This is a genomic window from Sporosarcina sp. P17b (assembly GCF_002743115.1).
Taxonomy (GTDB): domain Bacteria; phylum Bacillota; class Bacilli; order Bacillales_A; family Planococcaceae; genus Sporosarcina; species Sporosarcina ureae_C.
In genome coordinates this window covers 16,706-37,230 of the sequence record NZ_PDYP01000021.1, presented here as the reverse complement: position 1 = coordinate 37,230, position 20,525 = coordinate 16,706, and the positions used below count along the sequence as shown (strand labels likewise).

Here is a 20,525-nt window from a genome sequence, read left to right as displayed (position 1 = left end):
AGCGCAGGCACAACTGCGGGGTAGGCCGTGGTCATGAGACAGCAGCAGCCCCACCGCCAGCTGGCTCATGGCTGTAGGCAATCCCCACGTGCCTGCGCGAGTCCAAAGCATGACCCTCACTACTTTCAACGACAAAGCCTAACTCGAGCAACGACCCAAAACCCCAATTCGTAACAACTTCTAACCTTTCATTCTTTTTACTTTTCATGACAAAAAGCAATTGGTATACTAAACAATAGTAGGAAACCATTATAACTAAAGGAAAGAGTGTGTACCCAATGGGCCGTAAATGGAATAACATTAAAGAAAAGAAAGCATCAAAAGACGCAAACACAAGTAGAATCTATGCAAAATTTGGACGTGAAATATATGTAGCAGCAAAATCTGGAGACCCAAGCCCTGAATCCAACCAAGCCTTGAAATTCGTACTTGAACGTGCGAAAACATACAACATTCCAAGAGCCATTATTGACCGTGCTATAGAAAAAGCAAAAGGTGGCGGTGAAGAAAACTTCGACGAACTTCGTTATGAAGGATTTGGACCGAATGGATCAATGGTCGTCGTTGACGCATTGACAAACAACGTCAACCGTACAGTTTCTGAAGTGCGAGCGGCTTTCGGTAAAAACGGAGGAAACATGGGAGTCAGCGGTTCTGTAGCGTATATGTTCGATCCGGCAGCTATTATCGGTATCGAAGGCAAATCAGAAGAGGAAGTATTAGAGCTTTTGATGGAAGCGGATATAGATGTAAATGATATCGAAGAAGAAGATGGGCAAGTAGTGGTCTATGCAGATCCTTCTCATTTCCATGAGGTACAAGAAGCTTTCAGAGAAGCAGGTGTTACAGACTTTACCGTAGCGGAATTATCTATGATTGCGCAAAATGAAATATCTTTGGATGAAGAAGCTCAAGAGCAGTTTGAAAAAATGATCGATGCACTTGAAGATTTAGAAGACGTACAACAAGTCCATCACAATGTAGAATTGGCATAAAAATAGCAGCTGTTCCCAAATAGGAGCAGCTGCTATTTTTATTATTTTATAATGACCTTCCAGCCGTCAGTAGGTTCTTCCATGGAATCAACGTAAGTTGGTAAGAAAACAAAAGACCAAGGGGTTGCGGTAAATGCGGGAATATCGAGAGATAATGAGAAAGTCTCTTTTGCAGCTGTTTCTCCTTGTTCATTCACTACACATACTGTTGCTTCGCGAATTGATAATAACTCATCACGATTATTTTGTAAAAATACAGTAGCGGCTAATCCACCATTGCGTTTTCTTTTTAAAAGTATAGGCGTTGCCGTGAATTCTCCGTGCACTGATTTTTTAGTTTCATATTGGTGGATGAAAGCCTGTTTTTGTTGGTCTGATAAAGTAGCTTCCCACGTTTCTTCGAATATAATCTGCATAGGGCAGACCTCCTTTTTCCTATATCATTCCCCGAGGATTGATATTTAAGTCCTATTATAGCATATATTTTTAAATAATATGATTCACGACTTAATTCTCTTGTATAAAACATGCATTTCATCAGATGGAGAAAGCAATCAATGAATTATTCTCCATTGGATGAAGGAATGTATTGAATGATGTATACTGTAATAAGAATATGATAGGTAAAGGAGAGAGCCGTATGATACGTGTATTATTCGTTTGTCTCGGTAATATTTGTCGCTCACCCATGGCGGAAGGGGTATTTCGTAAGATGATTCATGATGAGCGCTTGGAAAATCTTATCGAAGTAGACTCTGCAGGTACAAGTGATTGGCATATTGGAAAGTCGCCACATAAGGGAACGCTTTCTAAGCTGGCAGAATTTAAAGTTTCAGCAGATGGAATGGTTGGACGTCAGTTGACTGTAAAAGATGCAGGGGACTTTGACTACATTATTGGAATGGATGCAGAAAACATCCGTAATATTCATAACCTGTTTGGCGATCATGATCATCAACGTGTACTTCGCTTTTTGGATTTAACAAGTCATCAAAAAGATGTTCCAGACCCGTACTTTACGGGAGACTTCCAAGAAACATATGACTTAGTACTAGAAGGCTGTCAATCGTTATTGGAGCTCATTAAAAAAGAGGAATTATCCAAGTGATTTATGCAATATTTATATGGTAGAGAATTATATTATATAAACACCGAAGTTTTTAAAACCTATGTATAGTGAGGGCGCCGAACATTTTGACTTACGAATTCAGTGCGACTACACTAAGTGGAAAAATGTCTGTTGGAGGAATTTATGAGTAATCATCCTTTTATTCCGATTATTGTCGGAACGAATATTAACGCCTATAATATGGCGATTTCATTTCATGAAGAATACGGCATCAAACCGATAGTTGTAGGTAGAGAACCATTGCCATTCACAAGCTATAGTACAATTACAGATATCCAAGAACTGAATCCAGATTTGCACGATCCGAAAGTATTTGTTCAGTTCTTACGTGAAGTCGCTAAAAAGCATCGTACCGCTGATCAAAAGCTAGTACTTGTTGGAACAGATGATTTATACGTGCGAATGATAATTGAACAACGAGAAGCTTTGCAAAAAGATTTCTTATTCAATTACATTGATGAAGAAATCATGAATGCTGTGTATATCAAGAAAAATTTCTATGAGTTATGTGCAAAACATGGAATTGATACACCATCTACGTATTTCCATTCTTGTCTGTCAGACGAGCCGTTTACTGATGAAGTGCTGTTTCCGGTCATTATTAAACCGAGTGATGGTGTTCAATACTACCGTCATCCGTTTGAAGGACTGCAGAAGATTTATAAAGTAGATACATATGAAGAGGTTAACCGCATCATTCAAATGGTTAAAGCTAGTGGGTACACGGAAGATCTGATCATTCAGGATTTCATTCCAGGTGATGATACGTATATGTGGGATGCTGTGTATTATGCTGATCAGCATGGTAAAGCGCAGTTAATCACATTGGCGCAAGTCGTATTGCAGGAGCGTGCGATGACGGCAATCGGAAACTATACAGCATTGATTACGCGCTTTGATGAAGAGATCATGACTAAGCTTGCTAATTTCCTTGAAGCAATTGGTTATGTTGGCTACGGAAACTTCGACTTGAAATACGATGAACGCGATGGTAAATTCAAAGTGTTTGAAGTGAATATTCGTCAAGGGCGTTCAAGTTATTACATTACGCAGTGTGGTGAAAATATGGCGAAGTATTTAGTCGATGATTTGGTTTACGGAAAAGAAAAACCATTAACCTATCTAGATGATCATTTCCTATTTACAGTTGTGCCGAAAGCTGTATTGAAAAAATTTGTTGATAACCCACCTATGGAAAAAGAGATTCGTTCTTTGATCAAAGCAGGGAAGTATGGCAATCCGTTATTTTATAATAAAGATAAGCATATGAAACGGAAAATCTATTTATTGATGCGTCAAATCAACTATTACAAGAAATATAAAAATGCTGTAGAAGAATAAAAACACCCTTGCGCGTAAGCGTAAGGGTGTTTTGCATTCAAATAAAACTTAGCTGAATCGGTCAACCAAGTCGTGCATATTCTCTGCTTCCGTATGAAGATCAAGAGAAGCGTGCATGATGGTATTGATTGCAGCCTTTTGCTCATCAATCGATGCATTCACTTGTTCCGTTGCTGCTGCTGATTCAGTTGCGACAGCCGCAATTTGGTCTATTGCCTGAACAACATCTTGTCTATTTTCATCCATGCTATTCATATCATTTTCCATAGTACGCAACAGTGATGTGATATTGAGAATAGAGTCGGATAATTGTTCAAAAGCATTTTTAGTTTCCAAAATCGTACTTTCTTGATTACTTGTCAGATCTAATGTATGTTTCATTTGATTTTCAGCAGATGTTGTATCTTTTCGAATATGCACTAGGAGATCACGAACTCTTGTAGTTGCCTCGTTTGTATCTTCCGATAGTTGACGTACTTCATTTGCTACTACAGCGAATCCTTTTCCATGTTCACCTGCACGAGCGGCTTCAATACTGGCGTTTAGTGCAAGTAAGTTCGTTTGCTCAGAGATAGATGAAATCGTTTGGACAATTGCTTGGATTTCGTTCATTCTAGATACGAGTTGTGAGAAGTTCCCTTGCAAATCGTTGATCACGACGTTAAAGTTCTGTGAATTTTCTTCTAGTGTCTCCGCTTTATGCATACCAGAATTTTGCAATTCGTTCATACTGCGCATTTCAGTTACTACATTCTCATATTGCTCAGATGCATTGGAAATCAGTGTAGACAATTGATTCACTTTTGTGATCGCTACATCTGCTTCCTCTGATTGCAGTACTGCTCCTGAAGATACTTCAGCAATAGCGCTGTGTATTTCGTCAGCTGATGCTGTTGCTTCTTCTGTAATTGCGCTTAGTGTTTCTGAAGATGTTCTCATACGGTCTGAAGAGAGTCTTGTATGACCCACCATCTCATTCAGATTATTTTTCATTGTATTGACATTTTCAGCTAAGTGGCCCAGTTCATCATGTGAACGGATCGGAATGTTTTCACCCGATAGTTTACCTTCCGCAATTTCAGCCGTAATGAGACGGATATTCTTAATATATGAGGTCAGACGTCCTGAGAAAACAGAGAATAAAGCCACGCCCACAACGACAGAAATAATAACTGAAATCAAGGTATACCACAAAACGTTTTTAGCGCCGGCGTTAAAGTCTACCAGATACGTTCCGGCCACTACAATCCATCCCCAGTTTGGATCTTGTAGACCATAAGTGATTTTTGGCGCTTCTACATTCAAATTACTAGGCAATGGCCAATCGTACTGAACATATCCGCCTCCGCTTTTCGCTTCAGAAATGACTTCACGAATGAAGTAGCGACCGTCTTTTGTTTTAGTTTCATAAAGACTTTCACCTTCTTTTTGTGGATGTACGAGTAATGTCCCTTCCTCATCCACTACGTAAAAGTAGAAATTCTCTCCGTACTTCGCTGGATTGTCTAAAGGTCTAGTTCCGTCAGCAGCCATTGGTCCCATAATCTTATCTTTAGCTCGTTCTTGGGCATCTTTTAAGCTGAGTGAACCATTCTCTACTTGAATATTCAGCTCATCGATTAAGTCTAAAACCGCATATGTCCCATTCTGTAATCCCATTTCCCCGACTTTCTCAAGCTCTTGTTTGGCTACAAAGTAATTGACGATACCAACAGCTAATAATGGAATTAAAATTACCAGAGCTGCAAGCGCTATCAACTTATTGCGTACTGAACCTTTCAATATGTAATGCCCCCTTTTGCATTTTTGCTATATGAAACCTTTCTCCCTACTAGTAGTATAGGCTATTCTGATTAAGAACGGAATAGCTTGTCACATTTAATAGAGAATTTCTACTTAATTACCAAAAGTGATGTTAAATGACAATAGTAAAACCCTTCGATTCTTGACTTGAAAAATACAGTAGGCTACACTTAATAGAGCTGTGGCTGTACGGTTCTTTATAGTTTTCAACGGATAAAAACGGAAGTTGTACGGAGCTATAGTAACGTAAGGAGTGTTTGAGCAGTGCCGATTTTGGATAAAAATAATGCAGAAGATGTCAAAAGATATGAAACGTTTATGAGGAATTCCCCATTCCGTTCGATTACACAGGATCCTAACTGGGCGAATGTGAAAGATGACTGGGGGAATGAGCAAGTATATGTAGAACGGGACGGAGAAATCGTTGCCGCTATGTCCTTGTTGATACGTAAGGTACCAGGCGGTTTTTCATTGCTATACGCACCACGCGGACCTATTTGTGATTTACATGATCAGAAGTTGGTTGAAGAATTAATTCAAGAGGCAGAAGTGCTTGTGAAAAAACATAAAGCCTTTGCATTAAAAATGGATCCTGAACAGTTATATACGGATGAATTGGACAAGTTATATCGTGATGCGGGTTACATAGTACGTAACGAAGGCGCGGGTAAAGAAGATTTAATCCAGCCCCGTTACAATATGATTGTTAAATTGACGGACGAGGATGAAGATTCCTTAATGCTCAAGTTCCGTAGTAGAACGAGAAGTAAAATCCGAAGCTCTGCACGTAAAGGTGTGGAAATTTCTTATTCACGCAGTGATGAATATTTAAAGAAGTTCTTTGAAATCCATGAAGAAATGTCTGTTCGTAATCAAATTTCTATTCGTTCATATGATTATTTCGTCAAAATGCGAGAAGCATTCGATGACTTGCGCATCTATATAGCGAAGCATGAAGACGACTATTTAGCAGGTGCAGTAACGATTAACTATAACGGAAAATTGTATTACTTATACGCTGGTAGCTCCAACACAAAGCGCAATCTAAACCCTAGTTATCTAATGAACTATGAAATGATGAAGTGGGGATTAGAAATTGGAGCAGAGCAGTATGATCTCGGTGGAGTGTTCGTGCTCGACAGTGAACAAGATGGATTGTACAATTTTAAAAATAGCTTCTGCCAAGTAGATGGTGTAACAGAATTTATCGGAGAAATCGATAAAGTATACAAACCTTTTATTTACAACATGTTCGTAAAAGTAGTGCCTAAAATTCAGAAGTTGAGAAAGAAGCTTCAAAAAAAATAACCGGTTGAAATCCTCAACTACAGAAAAGAGTGAACCGAATGAATTTTTTAGACGAGCTGAATGAATCTTTGCGCACAAAGTGGAATTTTAAACAGCCCATGCCCATTCAATCCCAGATGATACCTGAAATGCTGTCGGGTAAAGATATAGTCGCAGAATCCCCAACAGGCACAGGAAAAACACTTGCTTATGCATTACCTGTAATTCAAATGGTAGACGGAGATTTACCGAAAACACAAGCATTAATCATTACACCATCACAAGAACTATCTATGCAGATTGTCAATGTGATACGTGATTTGGTTGAGGGAACTTCCGTAACAGTCACTCAGTTGATTGGCGGTGCAAACATGCAACGTCAAGTTGAAAAACTGAAGAAAAAACCAACGATTGTAGTGGGAACACCAGGAAGATTAAATGAGTTAGTAAAAGAACGTAAGCTCAAAATGTATGATATCCAGTATTTAGTCATCGACGAAGGGGATCAACTACTCTCACGCGAATATCGAGTATTGGTGAAAAGCTTAATTGAAGCTGCAAATCCTGAGCGTCAATTAGCTGTCGTATCTGCAACAATTACCGATGAAATTGAACTTGTTGCCAAACAACTAATGAAGGATCCGATCCGTCTGCAAGTTAATGCAGATGAAATTCCAAACAGTGGTCAAGTCGTTCATTCATACGTAAAAGTGGATGAACGTAAAAAGACGGACGTCCTCAGAGGGATTTCTGCATTATCAGGTGTTCGTGCACTGACATTCATGAACAACGTAGACCAGTTACGCATGAAAGAACTGAAACTGCTCTACAACGATGCACCTATCGCAGTACTTTATTCTGACATGAAAAAACTTGACCGTCAGAAAACATTGGAAGACTTCAGAAAAGGTACGATCCGCATCCTTATCGCTACTGACCTTGCTGCCAGAGGTCTAGATATCGAAGGGTTGACACACGTCATCCACGTCGACGTACCACACACAGTCGAACAATACTTACACAGATCAGGCAGAACAGGCCGCGCTGGAGCGGATGGAGAAGTTCTCACACTGCTATCTTACCCAGAAGAACGCGACTATCGTAAAGTATCCAAAGGTATCAAAACTGTCCAAAAAGTCTGGTACAATGGAAAACTGATCGAAGGAAATTCTAAGACTTTGGACGAAATGAAAAAAGCCGCACCAAAGAAATCAAAGCCAAAAGTAAAGAAAAAGAAATAACGAAAAACGTATCATCGCCTAGACGATACGCAATGACTGAAGACGAACTCCATCACGGAGGGCTGCTCTTCAGTTTTTCTTTTATCTTTTAACGAGTTTCTCACTCACCGGATAATTCTCCGCAAAAAAATAAGCAAGCGCGGAGTCTCTCCGTGCTTGCTCATTTCTATCATCAATCAAGCTGAGTCAAAATAATAGGCTGACCTTTTGTCACGACAATCGTATGCTCGATCTGTGCAACGAGTGATTTATCAGGCGTAACAAACGTCCAACCGTCATCCAACTCAATCACATGCTCAGCCTTTTGCGAAACGAATGGCTCCACTGCCAAAACCATACCATCCGTCAATAACGTTTTATCCCAAGGATCATAATAATTAAGAACATGCTGGGGCTCTTCATGAAGAGACGTGCCAATTCCATGTCCGGTTAAGTTTTTGATCACATGCAAGCCATTATCTTTCGCTTCACGTTCAACAGCTTTGCCGATTTGATTCAAACTAGAACCTGCTTTCACTTTCAATAACGCGCGGTCCAAAGCTGACTTTGCCACATCACATAGTTTCTGCTTTTGCTCGTCAGGTGTACCCGCCACGAATGAAATACCAGTATCAGCAAAAAAGCCGCCAAACGATCCGGAAACGTCTATATTCACAAGGTCACCGTCTTGGATCACATAGCTTCCTGGAATGCCATGTGCTACCTGATGGTTGACGCTGATGCATGTATAGCCAGGGAAATCATACTGATCGATTGGAGCAGAAACCGCACCTTTTTCAGCAAATAAACGTCCTGCCATATCATCAAGTTCCTTCGTTGTAATGCCTGGAACTGTAGCATCTTTCAACGTTTCACGGATCTCAGCGACAATTTTTCCTATTACGCGCAATCCCTCTAATTCTTCATCATTTTTTACAATCATGTTCACAAGTCCTTTCTTCCGTACAATTTAATCAATCCTACTATATCATACTTTATTGATGTTTTTTTAATGATTTGCTTGTTCTTCCCATTACTCATTTCAACACTTTTACACCTTGATATACATTCCAAATTAGAACGACAACAAACAATAAACTATATAAAATAATGAAGAGCATGGGAATGAATCCCCAGAACATCATATTGCTGTCTGCATTTGTAATGGTATCAGCATTAAAAGAAAAGATGGAAAAAGACATAATGACGAAACCGGCAATTAGTAAAGCCATTGGAACTATATGCGAAACGAGCGCTTTTTTGGCATGACGGCGAACTTCGAATTCATCTGTCACGAAATAAATGATGATTGGCAACAGAAGGGGAGCGAAGAACACACTGAAATAACTAAGAGAAGACAATAATTTCGAATTTGACATAGCGTAACCTCCACTCTCTAGCATGATATTCTATACCCTAACCTATACCCTATTTTACGGTATAATCACGAAAAAAACACGGCTGCCCAATTGGCGCCGTGTTATAATTGTAGCGGCTTTGAAAAACGCCGACCCATAAATACTATGAAGCCGATGACTGCGGAAAGAAATAGAGCCGCTGTCGAAACGAATAATTCATCTGTACCGTTTTTCATTGCTATACCAATGAATGACCAAATGATAATTAAATTAAACATAGAATCATGGTAATGATACATAAAATGTAGAGCGATCGCTGCGGCTAAAGTTAAGAAGAGTACTGTCCATAGTGGATCACTCAAACCCCATCCTGTCCAATCGTGGAATTTGAAAGCATAATTAGAATTAGCGATGACTGCGATGAAAATCCATCCCATATAAGCGGAGATGGGAAGTCGTTCCTTATTTCTACCCTCAATTTTGGGATAACTGAAATACAGCACTAACAAACAAATTAATAATGCGATCACGCTGACAATAGCCCAATAATAATAACTATAATGCCACAATAAAAGCCATGCGATATTTAAAAAACAGCTGAGTGAGAACGAAATTGCACGTAAATTCGCAACTGAAGAAGAAAGTCTAGGTGAAGCCTTGAAAAATGAGTATAGCCAACTGACCAGTAGCAGATCTAGCACTATCCAAATTGAAAAAACATACTCTGCAGGCATGAATAGAACCGGTACTCGATTAGCAATTTCCCAAGTAGTCAGTCCATTAAGTGGGATTAAATTTGCGGCGATATGAGTTCCAATCATGATGAGTAACGAAAGTACCATCAAAATAATTCTTAGCATGATAAAATCCTCCTGAACAACAGTATACAGAGATTACTGTTCGATAGAGGGGGAAAGTATGAATTTTCCTTTACAATTGAGAAATTGTGGCGTTCTATTGTCTTGTACATGTAAAAAATACTATAATAAGAACTAATGAATTCAGGTAACGGGTACTGATTCTTCATTTCATTCACATCGATTGAATAAAATCTTAGGTTAAAACAGAATGCTTCGAAAAGGATGAGGATAAATGATTTTACTTGAAGGGGAGCAATGTTATCTGCGCATTCTGACAGAAGATGATGCGTATCAGTTCACCCAAATGCTCATAGCGAATAAAGAGTACTGGACGGAATTTGAACCCCGTCACGATAATACGTATTATACAGTTGCGATGCAGCGCGATAAAATACGTGAATCACTGTATCAGATGCGTGATCGTCGGGAGTATAATTTCGGTATTTTTGATTCGGAGACCAGTATGATCATTGGTCAAATTTCATTGTACAGCATCAAAAGGTTACCGTTCTCCAGCGGATTTGTCGGGTATTCCATTGACCAGCGCCAAACAGGAAGAGGAATCGGTACTGAAGCGGTCTTGCTTATTAATCAGTTTGCGTTTGAAAAAGTAAATTTGCATAGGGTAGAGGCGTACGTATCACCGCGTAATGTAGGCTCGGTGAAAGTGTTGGAAAAGGCAGGATACCATCGTGAAGGGTTGCTACGGCAATTGCTGTTTATCAATGGTGTGTGGGAAGATCATTATATGTTTGGAATGGTAGAAGAGGATTATTGAAAGGGTAAGACCCTTTGGGAAAAGTGGATGACTATATGGAAAAGCCGGCTCTTCGAATAGAAGAAGCCGGCTGTTTTGATTAGACGTATTTTACTGAGATAGTTCCTGTGCTTTGTAACCATCTTCAATAATGTCCAGCTTGCCGTTTTCGGGGTTGATTACAAGACCGTGAACATTTACATCAGTTGGGATAAGAGGGTGGTTACGGATCGCGTCTACACTCTGTTTTACGCTCTCTGTCACGTCACTAAAACCGTGTAACCATTTCTCCATGTCAATTCCCGAATACTTCAATGTTTTGAACATGGTCGGATCCACACCGCGTTCTATCATATGCCCAATAATATGATCTGTATTAATAGAACTCATACCGCAGTCATGGTGTCCAACTACATAGACTTCATCTGCCTGTAATTCATAAACTGCTACTAACACACTTCGCATTAGACCGCCAAAAGGAGACGTGATAATCGCGCCAGCACTTTTAATAATTTTAGCATCGCCATTTTTCAAGTTCATCGCTTTAGGAAGAAGCTCGATCAGTCTAGTATCCATACATGTAAGGATGACAATCCGTTTATTAGGGAATTTTGTAGTAGAGAACTCTTCGTACTTTTTATCTTCGACGAACGTCTTGTTGTAATTCATAATTTCAGATAATGATGTCATTGTAGTATCCCTCCTGGACGGTTTATATGTAATCTGTAAAAAAAGAAAAGAGTTGCCGTTTGAGGCAACTCTAATCATAAAATCCATATCCATTAAGACTGGAATAGAAGCAAATTAGTTTCTGCCTTCAGGTTTTGGATCAACTGTAATTGAGTCATTTGAATCTAATGATCCAGACAAGAAGTGCATCGTAAACAATGATGCAAGTCCAAGAACGACCATGTAACCGATAACTGTTGTATACATTAAGCCCATTTGAAAGCCCCTCTTTCCAAAATATATTATGTTCTCTTATATATTATACACGATATCCGGATGAATATTAAGTGCTTCAGCAAACTTTGAATGAGAAGTGACAGATTTTAGAATGCCCAATTACCGTTACGGAAGACAGGTTCAACTGTTCCGTCCTCGAGAATTCCGTCAATATCCATCTTTTCAGATCCAATCATGAAGTCCACATGTGTCAAGCTTTGATTCAATCCATTGGCTTGTAGTTGTTCGGAATCCATTTCTTTTCCGCCGTCTAGACAAAATGCGTACGCGCTACCGATCGCTAAGTGATTTGAAGCATTTTCATCGAATAAAGTATTGTAGAATAAAACATTTGAATTAGAAATAGGTGAGTCATGTGGTACCAATGCCACTTCACCAAGGAATTGTGAGCCTTCATCGGTGTCGACAAGTTGCTTCAGTATTTCTTCTCCTTGATCCGCGGAAACGCTTGTAATTTTACCATTCTCGAATTGGATAGTGAAACCATCAATAATTGTACCCGCATAGCTCAGTGGTTTGGTACTTGTAACAGAACCATTGACACCTGTTTTTAAGGGTGCTGTAAAGACTTCTTCAGTCGGCATATTGGCCATGAATTCATGGCCGGCCTGGTTAACACTACCAGCTCCACACCATAAGTGCTTTTCCGGTAATTCTATTGTTAAATCAGTGCCTGGAGCTGTATAATGGAGTTTGCGGTAATGTTTACCATTCAAGTAATCTACTTTTTCATGTAGGTTTTCATTATGCTTTTTCCACGCCTGCACTGGATCGTGTTGATCGGCTCTTACAGCACGCAAAATGGAATTCCAAAGAGCAGGTACTTGTTCTTCCATAGGTAGTTCAGGGAAGATTTTGGCTGCCCACGCAATTGACGGTGCAGCAATTACTGTCCAGCTAAATTTATCTGCTTGCATAGCTTGTCTGAACTTACTGAGAGCTGTGCTGGAAGCTTTTTGATTATCGCGTATTCTGCTAGACTCAATACCATTTAGTAAGTCTGGGTCTTGCGATACGATCGACATAAAAGCTGCGCCTTTTTCGGCAAGCTGTTCACGTTCCATTTGTTTCCACGAAGGAAACTCGGAAAACGAATCTGCAGGTGCTTTTTCATAACGCAGACGTGTTACGACATCGTCTACCCAGTCTACGAAAACTTGTCTTGCACCAGCTTCATACGCTTTTTCAACGATTAATCGAACAAATGAAGTAGTTTCTGTAGAAGCGCTGATGAATAGATATTGGTCCTGTTGAATATTTACACCCACCTTTACAGCTAAGTCGGCATAATTGGAAAGTTGATCTTGAAATTGATTCATCATGACATCTCCTTTTTACGTATTGTGACAATTCTAACAAGCGGGGATTGCAGTTCGCAACGATAAAGCAATACGGATAGTATAAAATACTCTTAGATCCATAAGAATAGTCGACTGTTTGCCCTAAACAACGTCATAAAACAACCGAAATAATAAGAAGAATGTAGTATTTGGAGGCTTTATACATGGATTTATCCACAATTGTAGGTTTGGTATTAGGATTTGCTGCTCTACTTGTTGGGATGACGCTCAAAGGAGTAACACCTGATGCGTTATTAAACCCGGCTGCAATCCTGATCATCATAGCAGGAACGATCGCCGCCGTTGTCATCGCGTTTCCAATGAACGAGTTAAAAAAAGTACCAAAATTATTTAAAATCATTTTCACTCAACAAAAGCTTGCATCAGATGGAGAGTTGATTCGTCTATTTTCTTCTTGGGCTGATATTGCACGTCGAGAAGGATTACTTGCTTTGGAAGCGAAAACAGATGAAATTGATGACCCATTTTTAAAGAATGGCTTAGGTTTGGCAATTGACGGACAAAATGCCGATTATATTCGTGATGTATTAAGCGAGGAAGTAGAGGCTATGCAAGAGCGACACTCCGTCGGGGCGCTCATTTTTTCGCAAGCCGGTACATATGCACCTACATTAGGGGTTTTAGGAGCCGTTGTAGGTCTGATTGCCGCACTAAAAGATATGAATAATATTGATGCGTTAGGACATGCGATTTCTGCTGCATTCATTGCGACGTTGCTTGGTATTTTCACAGGATACGTTTTATGGCATCCATTTTCCAATAAACTTGTACGTAAATCAAAAGAAGAAGTCCGCCAGAGGACCATGGTAATCGAAGGAATTCTTTCCGTATTGGAAGGGGAGGCACCGCGTGTCATCGAACAAAAGTTAGCATCTTATCTTTCTGTTGAGGATCGGAAGAAGCTAGCTATTGACGGCGGCGAAGGAGCTGGTAAAGTTGGCGAAGAAGCGTAAGAAAAAGAAACATGAAATAGAACACATCAACGAATCCTGGCTTTTGCCTTATGCCGATCTATTGACATTATTACTGGCATTATTCATCGTATTATTCGCTACTAGTTCAGTGGATGAAGGGCGATTTGCAGAAGTCTCTAAAGTGTTCAGTGAAATATTCGAAAGTGGCAGCGGAATCATGAGTGAAAGCGCGCCAACGACTACCCCAGTCCCTGACGACTCGGTAGGAGAGTTGGATGAGAACTCCTCCTATATGGAAGATCAGCAATCCTTGGGCGAAACGCAGGACGATTTAGACGAATACATTGCAGTAAACGAGCTAGAAAATCAGTTTGACACCAAAATGACGAATGAAGGCTTATTGCTGACGATTCGCGATAGTGTGTTGTTTAAATCGGGACAAGCGACAATCAATCCCGAGTATAAGAGACTGGCTAATGATATTTCTCAGTTACTGACACTTGATAGACCGCGCCAAGTGGTCATCACAGGTCATACAGATGATATTCCCATCAATAACGCGCAGTACTCATCAAACTGGGAACTAAGCGTTATGCGTGCTGTAGAGTTCCTGAAAATCATTGTGCAGGACAATGAAGTCGATCCGAATCTATTCAGCGCAAAAGGATACGGAGAATATAAGCCAATTGTTCCGAATGACACGATAGAAAACCGCAGTAAAAACCGTAGAGTAGAAGTACTCATTCAGCCACTCGTCTTAAAAGATGGCACACCGATTCAACCGCAATAAAAAAACGACTCCACGTGGAGTCGTTTTTTATTTGCGCATAGAACCAAGTTCTGCCGCGATTGCTTGCATTTCATTTGGCGTGATGTTGTCACGCTTCATAACCGTAGTATACATGTAATACAAGTCCTCATATTGTTCCGTGCTGAAATTTTCGGACTTCATTGCATCCACATTTACCATGCGAAGCTTTTCTTTAATTTTTTCAATCATGTATGAGATATTCTCTGGTGATTTTGTAGATAGATCCATGTTCGTACCGCCTTTCCTCTAATGGAAACTATCATTTCATGAAAGTCGTAAGCTGTCAACTGAACTGTGAAGTGTTACTTGCGCGCTTCTTCACGCTCTTCGTCAATTTTCTTCTTGAACCTTCTAGTTTCCATAATAACTACTCCGGACAAGCCTAGCAATCCAATCAAGTTTGGAATCGCCATTAATCCGTTTAATACATCAGCTAAGATCCATACTAGATCAAGTGATGCAGTGGCGCCCACATAAATAAATGCAACAAATACTACACGGTATGCGAGTACAGCCACACGATTAGGGAATAAATACTGGAAACATTTCTCGCCGTAATAACTCCACCCTAAAATAGTAGAAGTAGCAAAGAATACTAGTCCAATTGAGACTAAAATGGGTCCAGTACTACCGAGGAAGGAGCCAAATGCTTGGGCTGTCAAAGCACCCGCATCAATTGACTTATCTTGCCATTGATTACTCATAACAATAGTAACACCTGTAATCGAACAAATGATTAATGTATCGAATAATACTTGCGTCATCGATACAAGTGCCTGACGCCCGGGCATGTCTGTACGTGCAGCTGCTGCAGCGATGGGTGCTGAACCTAAACCTGCTTCGTTAGAGAAGAGTCCGCGCGCTACACCAAATCGGATGACTGTACCGATTGCACCGCCGGCAACTGCCTGACCTGTAAATGCATCCGTGAAAATAAGGCCGAATGCCGCTGGAACTTGTTCAATATTCAAAACCATAACGATCGCTCCGGCAATGAAATAAAATAATGCCATGATCGGTACGAAAAATGCCGTTACACGACCGATAGATTTGATTCCGCCAAGAATGACAAGAGCTCCAAATATCAATAGAGCAATTCCCGTAATGTAGTGAGGTACTTCAAATGTGCTATTCATTACATCTGCAACTGCCTTTGATTGTGTTCCATTACCAATCCCGAAAGCAGCCAAAGCGCCGAATATCGCAAATAGTACACCGAGCCATTTTTGTTTTAAACCATGCTCGAGATAGTACATCGGTCCTCCAGCCATTAAGCCGTTGGAATCTTTAACGCGATACTTAACAGCAAGAATTGCTTCACTATACTTTGTCGCCATACCGAAGAAACCGGCTAGCCACATCCAGAAGATAGCACCTGGTCCACCTGCTACGACGGCAGATGCAACCCCGACAATATTACCAACACCTACAGTGGCGGCCATCGCGGTCATCAATGCCTGGAACTGTGAAATATCCCCGTCAGCTTGTTTATCATGTTTCCGTGAGAATACTTGTTTCAAAGAATAGGGCAGTAAACGTAATTGAATGAATGTCAAACGCATTGTTAAATAAATACCGGTACCAATTAATAAAATCAATAACGGGGGTCCCCAAATCAAATCGGACGCAGTGGTCAAAAACTTTTCGATGTTCTCCATTTCATCCCCTCCAATTTCTCTATGATGTTTGTATCGTTTCCACAGTTGCTGGAATCAACCCCTCTCAATAAATTCTGATAGTATATGTTATTGTTAATAATCCAAAAAATAGAACCGTTCGTCAAGCTTTTTTTTAATAAAGTGGAACAAAGATTGTTTGGTAACTTGTAGTGTGGGTATAATGAAGTGAGACGTAATCGTGAATAAGGAGGCGAAACAAGTATGGGTTCTAGTAAATTTGGAAGATATGTATTAGGCGGCGCATTAATTGGAGCTGCGGTGAGTATGTTAGACAGAGCAACAAGACAACATACGGTCACTACGGCAAGATCATCATATGAAAAAGTATTGTATTACAAAGAAAATCCTGACATCGTAAAAAATGAGTTCCAACAGAAAAAAGAAAAAGTACAAACTCTAGTTGATCAAGTGAAAGGTGATGTGAATTACATCAAATCACAGGTCGATGAAATCAAGACCTTGACTCCGCAAGTGAAAGAAATGTTTGCGGATACAAAAGAAGCAATCTCTGAATCAAAATCAGAGTATGAACAAATCATTGAGGACGATGCAACGGCTGCATCATCTGTTTCTGCGGAAGCAGATGCTTCATTGCCTCCAGCGGTCCAAAAAAAAAACGTAATACCATTAGAGAATCAATAGCAGTAGAATCAGTAAATGAAAGGGGGACACATCAGTTGGATAGACAAAAGAGTGCCCCTTTTTCAGATTCTGAAAATGAAGATGAGTCCAAGAAAGAAAAAGTAAAAGGATTTATTAACGATCTAAAAGATGGAGAAGAAGATGATTTTGATCCGACGACTGCGAGCGGCTTTTTTAAACAATTGATTATCCGTGTGAAAGAATTGGATATTTCAGCAGCTGGTTCGCAGTTAGCATTCTTTTTCCTATTGTCATTATTCCCTCTATTAATCTTTCTTTTCACATTACTACCATACTTACAGTTAGACCAGAGCCAAATCTTTTTGTTTATCCGTGAGTACGCCCCGGAAAGTACTGCTTCTCTAATTGAAGGGACGCTTTCTGAGGTACTAGATAATAAAAGTGGAGGATTACTGTCAGTCGGAATCTTGGCTACAATCTGGTCGGCGTCTAAAGGTATGGGCGCAGTAACAAAAGGATTGAATGATGCATACGAAGTGGAAGATGATAGAAACTTTATCGTTTCTAAAGGATTGTCGATTGCGTTTACTATTATGTTAGTGGCGACGGTAATCATCGCATTAGTGCTACCTATATTCGGTCAACCGATCGGGCAAGTGATCTTCACATTCTTAGGATTGGAAGAAACATTCCTGACTGTATGGAATTTAATACGATTCCTCATTCCGCCATTCCTGATCTTTGCAGTATTCTCTTTACTATACTGGCTAGTGCCAAGTGTGAAGTTGCATTTTAAAAGTATACTTCCGGGTGCTATTTTTGCAACAATAGGATGGATCATTACGTCACTAGGATTCTCGTTCTATATTAGTAATTTTGGAAGCTACGCCAATACGTACGGGAGTATCGCTGGAATTATCGTATTAATCATGTGGTTATACCTGTCAGCTATCATTTTGATACTCGGAGGTACAATCAATTCAGTCGTGAAAAATCGTCAAGAACATAACCAACAAATTGTATAAAAAAAAGTGAAGAAAGGGATTCCCTTTCTTCACTTTTTTTTATTCTATTTTATTAAGCATCCGTAAACCATTTAATATAACCAATATTGTACTTCCTTCGTGTCCAATGACACCAAGAGGTAAATCCACTACTTGCATGAAGTTTGCGATAATGAGGATCGAGATGACCGCTATCGAGAAGAATACATTTTGTTTAACGATTCGTTGCATTTTTCGTGAAAGCTTAATAGCGTATGATAAGCGATTCAAGTCGTTTTGCATGAGCACAACATCAGCTGTCTCGAGTGCCACATCTGTACCTTCACCCATCGCAATACCGGAAGTGGCGGTAGCTAGAGCAGGAGCGTCATTGATTCCATCTCCCACCATACCGACCATACCGTACTTCTTCAATAGTTGCTTAAGCTGAACCACTTTCTCCTCAGGTAGACATTCTGCTACGTAGGAATCCACACCTACTTCGCTTGCGATGGCTTGTGCAGTCTTTTCATTATCACCAGTCAACATGACGGTATGGAGACCTAAAGACTGCAGCGATTTAATCGCTGAAATAGCTTCTTTACGTAATGTATCTTGTAAAGCTGCTAATGCTACAATTCCTTGTTCATCTCTCATGAAAATGACGGTTTTTCCTTCATTCGCTAGTGATACTGCCACATTGTTTTGAAAATCTTCCACTAACTCTTCGCCAACAAATTTCGGTTTACCGATTAGAATGTCCCCTTGATCGGTTTCTGCTTTTATACCAAATCCAGGAACGTCTTCAATATGAAGATTACGTTCAGGTTCTACACCATGCTCTGCAGCGTAATTAATGATAGCTTTTGCCAATGGATGATTGGACAGCGATTCCGCACCTGCAAACAAAGCAAGCGTCTCTTTCATGTCTGCACCTTCACGAACGATGAAATCCATCACAATAGGTTTACCATTCGTCAAAGTACCTGTTTTATCAAAAGCAAATGCTTGCAAGGTACTTAAGTGTTCTAAATGGACTCCGCCTTTAAATAATACCCCTTTTCTAGCACCATTAGAAACAGCCGCTAATGTAGCAGGCATGATCGAAGCCATTAATGCACAAGGGGAGGCGACTACTAGCAAGACGATCGCACGGTAGAAGGATGTAGTCCAGTCCCAGTTAAATAAAAAGTGGGGGAGGAACATCATGATGACAACCGCTGCGAGCACAATCTTTACATAAGATCCTTCAAAGCGCTCGATAAATTGTTGAGAAGGAGATTTCTCGCTTTGTGCGTTTTGCACCATTGTAATAATCTTTTGGAATAACGTTTCGGAACTTGGTTTAGTCATTGTCATGCGGATCGCACCACTAATATTGACTGTACCTGCAAATAATTCATCATTTTCCTGCTTCGTCACAGGTATAGATTCTCCGTTGATAGCTGACATGTCGATCGAAGTGATGCCGCTCAAGATTTCACCATCAACCGGAATTCGTTCACCAGGTTTAACTAGCAATACAGATCCAATAGATAGGGAATCTGTAGATACTTTTTTCTCGCTACCGTCTTCAAGGATCAACCAAGCTTCTTCAGGTTGCAATTCCATCAAAGAAGATATTTCATTATGGCTTTTATTAAGTGTATAGGTTTCTAGTGCACCGCTAATTGCGAAGATGAAGATCAGGATTGCACCTTCAGCCCAGTATCCGATAATTCCTGAACCGATCGCTGCAAAAATCATGAGCATCTCGACATTCAGTTCCTTGTTTTTTATTGTTTCTTCAATACCTTCTTTTGCTTTAGCGTAACCACCAATCAAAAACGCTATAATATACAGCGTTACCGAAAAGGACTCTGGACCGTTTTTTCCTAAAATCCATGCTGCAAGAATGATAATTCCAGATAATATAGCCGCAATCAGCTCAAGACGTGCAGACCAGTCAATCGTCTGTTCTGGTTGTTCTTTTGCGAGTGATGTCATGTAATCTCCTCCTAATTGATAATGAGTTTCAATTTCAAAGCTCTTATTAAAGCAGGAAAGTCGACTCTACAGTAGTAGAATCGACTTTTCGGGCATTAAAATAGAATGAATATGAAGTTGTAATAGTTATTATCTACAGTATATCATTTCTCAATGAGAAGTGTTACTTAAATGGCTAATTAATGCAAAAGTAATGGATAGTAAATACACAGAGTAAAGTTGACGCAGTGAGTACAAAGGGATTGAAGCTCCGGTTGGGGATGCTTTCCAGGAATGCAAAGGGTTCGCTCGACCGTAATTCTGTATATTTTATAGAAATTAAGGCGCCTGTCCAGGGTCTCAAGATCACTCCAATTCCCTAGGAGTCGCCTCAGCTTCCGCCTGGAACGCAGCGTAACGATGGATAACCGATGCATCACTTATCCATGCCAATCTATATATCTACATAAAAAAGCAGCGAATGATAGTTCAC

Annotated in this window: 22 protein-coding genes; 10 read left to right on the top strand and 12 right to left on the bottom strand. The window is 40.0% G+C overall.

What is annotated here, in order from left to right:
• Positions 1-31 precede the first annotated feature (31 nt).
• Entirely contained in the window at positions 32-208 is a 177-nt protein-coding gene (locus CSV76_RS17435) for a hypothetical protein (RefSeq protein ID WP_158232835.1), read from the bottom strand.
• A 70-nt stretch (positions 209-278) separates the two neighbouring features.
• On the opposite strand from CSV76_RS17435, the gene CSV76_RS15670 reads away from it, so the two are divergent.
• Positions 279-995 carry a YebC/PmpR family DNA-binding transcriptional regulator gene (locus tag CSV76_RS15670; RefSeq protein ID WP_085427065.1) on the top strand — a complete coding sequence of 239 codons (717 nt, stop codon included), beginning with the start codon at positions 279-281 and terminating at the stop codon, positions 993-995.
• A 41-nt stretch (positions 996-1,036) separates the two neighbouring features.
• Here CSV76_RS15670 and CSV76_RS15665 read toward each other — a convergent pair whose 3' ends face one another.
• A complete protein-coding gene (locus tag CSV76_RS15665; protein ID WP_099626181.1) occupies positions 1,037-1,411 on the bottom strand; it encodes an SLAP domain-containing protein in 375 nt (124 codons plus the stop codon).
• Positions 1,412-1,635: 224 nt separating this feature from the next.
• On the opposite strand from CSV76_RS15665, the gene CSV76_RS15660 reads away from it, so the two are divergent.
• Together CSV76_RS15660 and CSV76_RS15655 are read left to right on the top strand one after the other, a co-directional pair.
• Positions 1,636-2,103 (top strand): low molecular weight protein-tyrosine-phosphatase, encoded by a 468-nt coding sequence (locus tag CSV76_RS15660; protein ID WP_099626180.1) that lies wholly within the window; start codon positions 1,636-1,638, stop codon positions 2,101-2,103.
• Positions 2,104-2,247: 144 nt separating this feature from the next.
• Positions 2,248-3,465, top strand: coding sequence for a carboxylate--amine ligase (locus CSV76_RS15655; RefSeq protein ID WP_099626179.1), 1,218 nt, complete (start codon positions 2,248-2,250; stop codon positions 3,463-3,465).
• A 48-nt stretch (positions 3,466-3,513) separates the two neighbouring features.
• Here the strand turns inward: CSV76_RS15655 and CSV76_RS15650 are convergent, their stop codons facing one another.
• Positions 3,514-5,247, bottom strand: a complete 1,734-nt coding sequence (locus CSV76_RS15650) for a methyl-accepting chemotaxis protein (protein WP_099626178.1) — start codon at positions 5,245-5,247, stop codon at positions 3,514-3,516.
• A 285-nt stretch (positions 5,248-5,532) separates the two neighbouring features.
• On the opposite strand from CSV76_RS15650, the gene CSV76_RS15645 reads away from it, so the two are divergent.
• Both CSV76_RS15645 and CSV76_RS15640 read left to right on the top strand, forming a co-directional pair.
• Entirely contained in the window at positions 5,533-6,576 is a 1,044-nt protein-coding gene (locus CSV76_RS15645; protein ID WP_085427060.1) for a lipid II:glycine glycyltransferase FemX, read from the top strand.
• A gap of 38 nt (positions 6,577-6,614) precedes the next feature.
• Positions 6,615-7,796: a DEAD/DEAH box helicase gene (locus CSV76_RS15640; protein WP_099626177.1), complete on the top strand. Its 1,182-nt coding sequence runs from the start codon at positions 6,615-6,617 to the stop codon at positions 7,794-7,796.
• A gap of 172 nt (positions 7,797-7,968) precedes the next feature.
• Here CSV76_RS15640 and map read toward each other — a convergent pair whose 3' ends face one another.
• The 3 genes from map to CSV76_RS15625 form a co-directional block, all read right to left on the bottom strand.
• Positions 7,969-8,718 (bottom strand): type I methionyl aminopeptidase, encoded by a 750-nt coding sequence (gene map, locus CSV76_RS15635; RefSeq protein ID WP_085427058.1) that lies wholly within the window; start codon positions 8,716-8,718, stop codon positions 7,969-7,971.
• 94 nt (positions 8,719-8,812) lie between these two features.
• Positions 8,813-9,154, bottom strand: a complete 342-nt coding sequence (locus CSV76_RS15630; RefSeq protein WP_085427057.1) for a magnetosome magnetite crystal formation protein family — start codon at positions 9,152-9,154, stop codon at positions 8,813-8,815.
• 101 nt (positions 9,155-9,255) lie between these two features.
• Entirely contained in the window at positions 9,256-9,993 is a 738-nt protein-coding gene (locus CSV76_RS15625) for a hypothetical protein (protein WP_085427056.1), read from the bottom strand.
• A 232-nt stretch (positions 9,994-10,225) separates the two neighbouring features.
• On the opposite strand from CSV76_RS15625, the gene CSV76_RS15620 reads away from it, so the two are divergent.
• Positions 10,226-10,771 (top strand): GNAT family N-acetyltransferase, encoded by a 546-nt coding sequence (locus CSV76_RS15620; RefSeq protein ID WP_085427055.1) that lies wholly within the window; start codon positions 10,226-10,228, stop codon positions 10,769-10,771.
• A 90-nt stretch (positions 10,772-10,861) separates the two neighbouring features.
• On the opposite strand, the gene CSV76_RS15615 is transcribed toward CSV76_RS15620, so the two are convergent.
• The 3 genes from CSV76_RS15615 to CSV76_RS15610 all read right to left on the bottom strand — a co-directional run bounded on the left by CSV76_RS15615 (position 10,862) and on the right by CSV76_RS15610 (position 13,035).
• A complete protein-coding gene (locus CSV76_RS15615; protein WP_085427054.1) occupies positions 10,862-11,440 on the bottom strand; it encodes a beta-class carbonic anhydrase in 579 nt (192 codons plus the stop codon).
• Positions 11,441-11,554: 114 nt separating this feature from the next.
• Positions 11,555-11,695, bottom strand: coding sequence for a hypothetical protein (locus tag CSV76_RS17615; protein WP_198166227.1), 141 nt, complete (start codon positions 11,693-11,695; stop codon positions 11,555-11,557).
• 107 nt (positions 11,696-11,802) lie between these two features.
• On the bottom strand, positions 11,803-13,035 hold the full coding sequence (locus CSV76_RS15610) for an aminopeptidase (protein ID WP_085427053.1): 1,233 nt from the start codon (positions 13,033-13,035) through the stop codon (positions 11,803-11,805).
• A 185-nt stretch (positions 13,036-13,220) separates the two neighbouring features.
• On the opposite strand from CSV76_RS15610, the gene motA reads away from it, so the two are divergent.
• Complete coding sequence (gene motA / locus CSV76_RS15605) at positions 13,221-14,030, top strand: flagellar motor stator protein MotA (RefSeq protein WP_085427052.1); 810 nt, start codon at positions 13,221-13,223, stop codon at positions 14,028-14,030.
• A complete protein-coding gene (gene motB, locus CSV76_RS15600) occupies positions 14,014-14,781 on the top strand; it encodes a flagellar motor protein MotB (RefSeq protein ID WP_099626176.1) in 768 nt (255 codons plus the stop codon). The genes motA and motB overlap by 17 nt, the downstream gene beginning before the upstream one ends.
• A 27-nt stretch (positions 14,782-14,808) precedes the next feature.
• Here the strand turns inward: motB and CSV76_RS15595 are convergent, their stop codons facing one another.
• The gene (locus CSV76_RS15595; protein WP_085427050.1) at positions 14,809-15,030 is read right to left on the bottom strand and encodes a DUF1128 domain-containing protein; all 222 of its coding nucleotides are present in this window, start codon (positions 15,028-15,030) and stop codon (positions 14,809-14,811) included.
• A gap of 74 nt (positions 15,031-15,104) precedes the next feature.
• Positions 15,105-16,460 (bottom strand): alanine/glycine:cation symporter family protein, encoded by a 1,356-nt coding sequence (locus CSV76_RS15590; RefSeq protein ID WP_085427049.1) that lies wholly within the window; start codon positions 16,458-16,460, stop codon positions 15,105-15,107.
• A 222-nt stretch (positions 16,461-16,682) separates the two neighbouring features.
• Here CSV76_RS15590 and CSV76_RS15585 point away from each other — a divergent pair, with 222 nt between their 5' ends.
• Together CSV76_RS15585 and CSV76_RS15580 are read left to right on the top strand one after the other, a co-directional pair.
• Positions 16,683-17,123, top strand: a complete 441-nt coding sequence (locus CSV76_RS15585) for a hypothetical protein (protein WP_085427048.1) — start codon at positions 16,683-16,685, stop codon at positions 17,121-17,123.
• A gap of 35 nt (positions 17,124-17,158) precedes the next feature.
• Positions 17,159-18,109 carry a YihY/virulence factor BrkB family protein gene (locus tag CSV76_RS15580; protein ID WP_085427047.1) on the top strand — a complete coding sequence of 317 codons (951 nt, stop codon included), beginning with the start codon at positions 17,159-17,161 and terminating at the stop codon, positions 18,107-18,109.
• 39 nt (positions 18,110-18,148) lie between these two features.
• Here CSV76_RS15580 and CSV76_RS15575 read toward each other — a convergent pair whose 3' ends face one another.
• Positions 18,149-20,053, bottom strand: a complete 1,905-nt coding sequence (locus CSV76_RS15575; protein WP_085427046.1) for a heavy metal translocating P-type ATPase — start codon at positions 20,051-20,053, stop codon at positions 18,149-18,151.
• Positions 20,054-20,525: the final 472 nt, after the last annotated feature.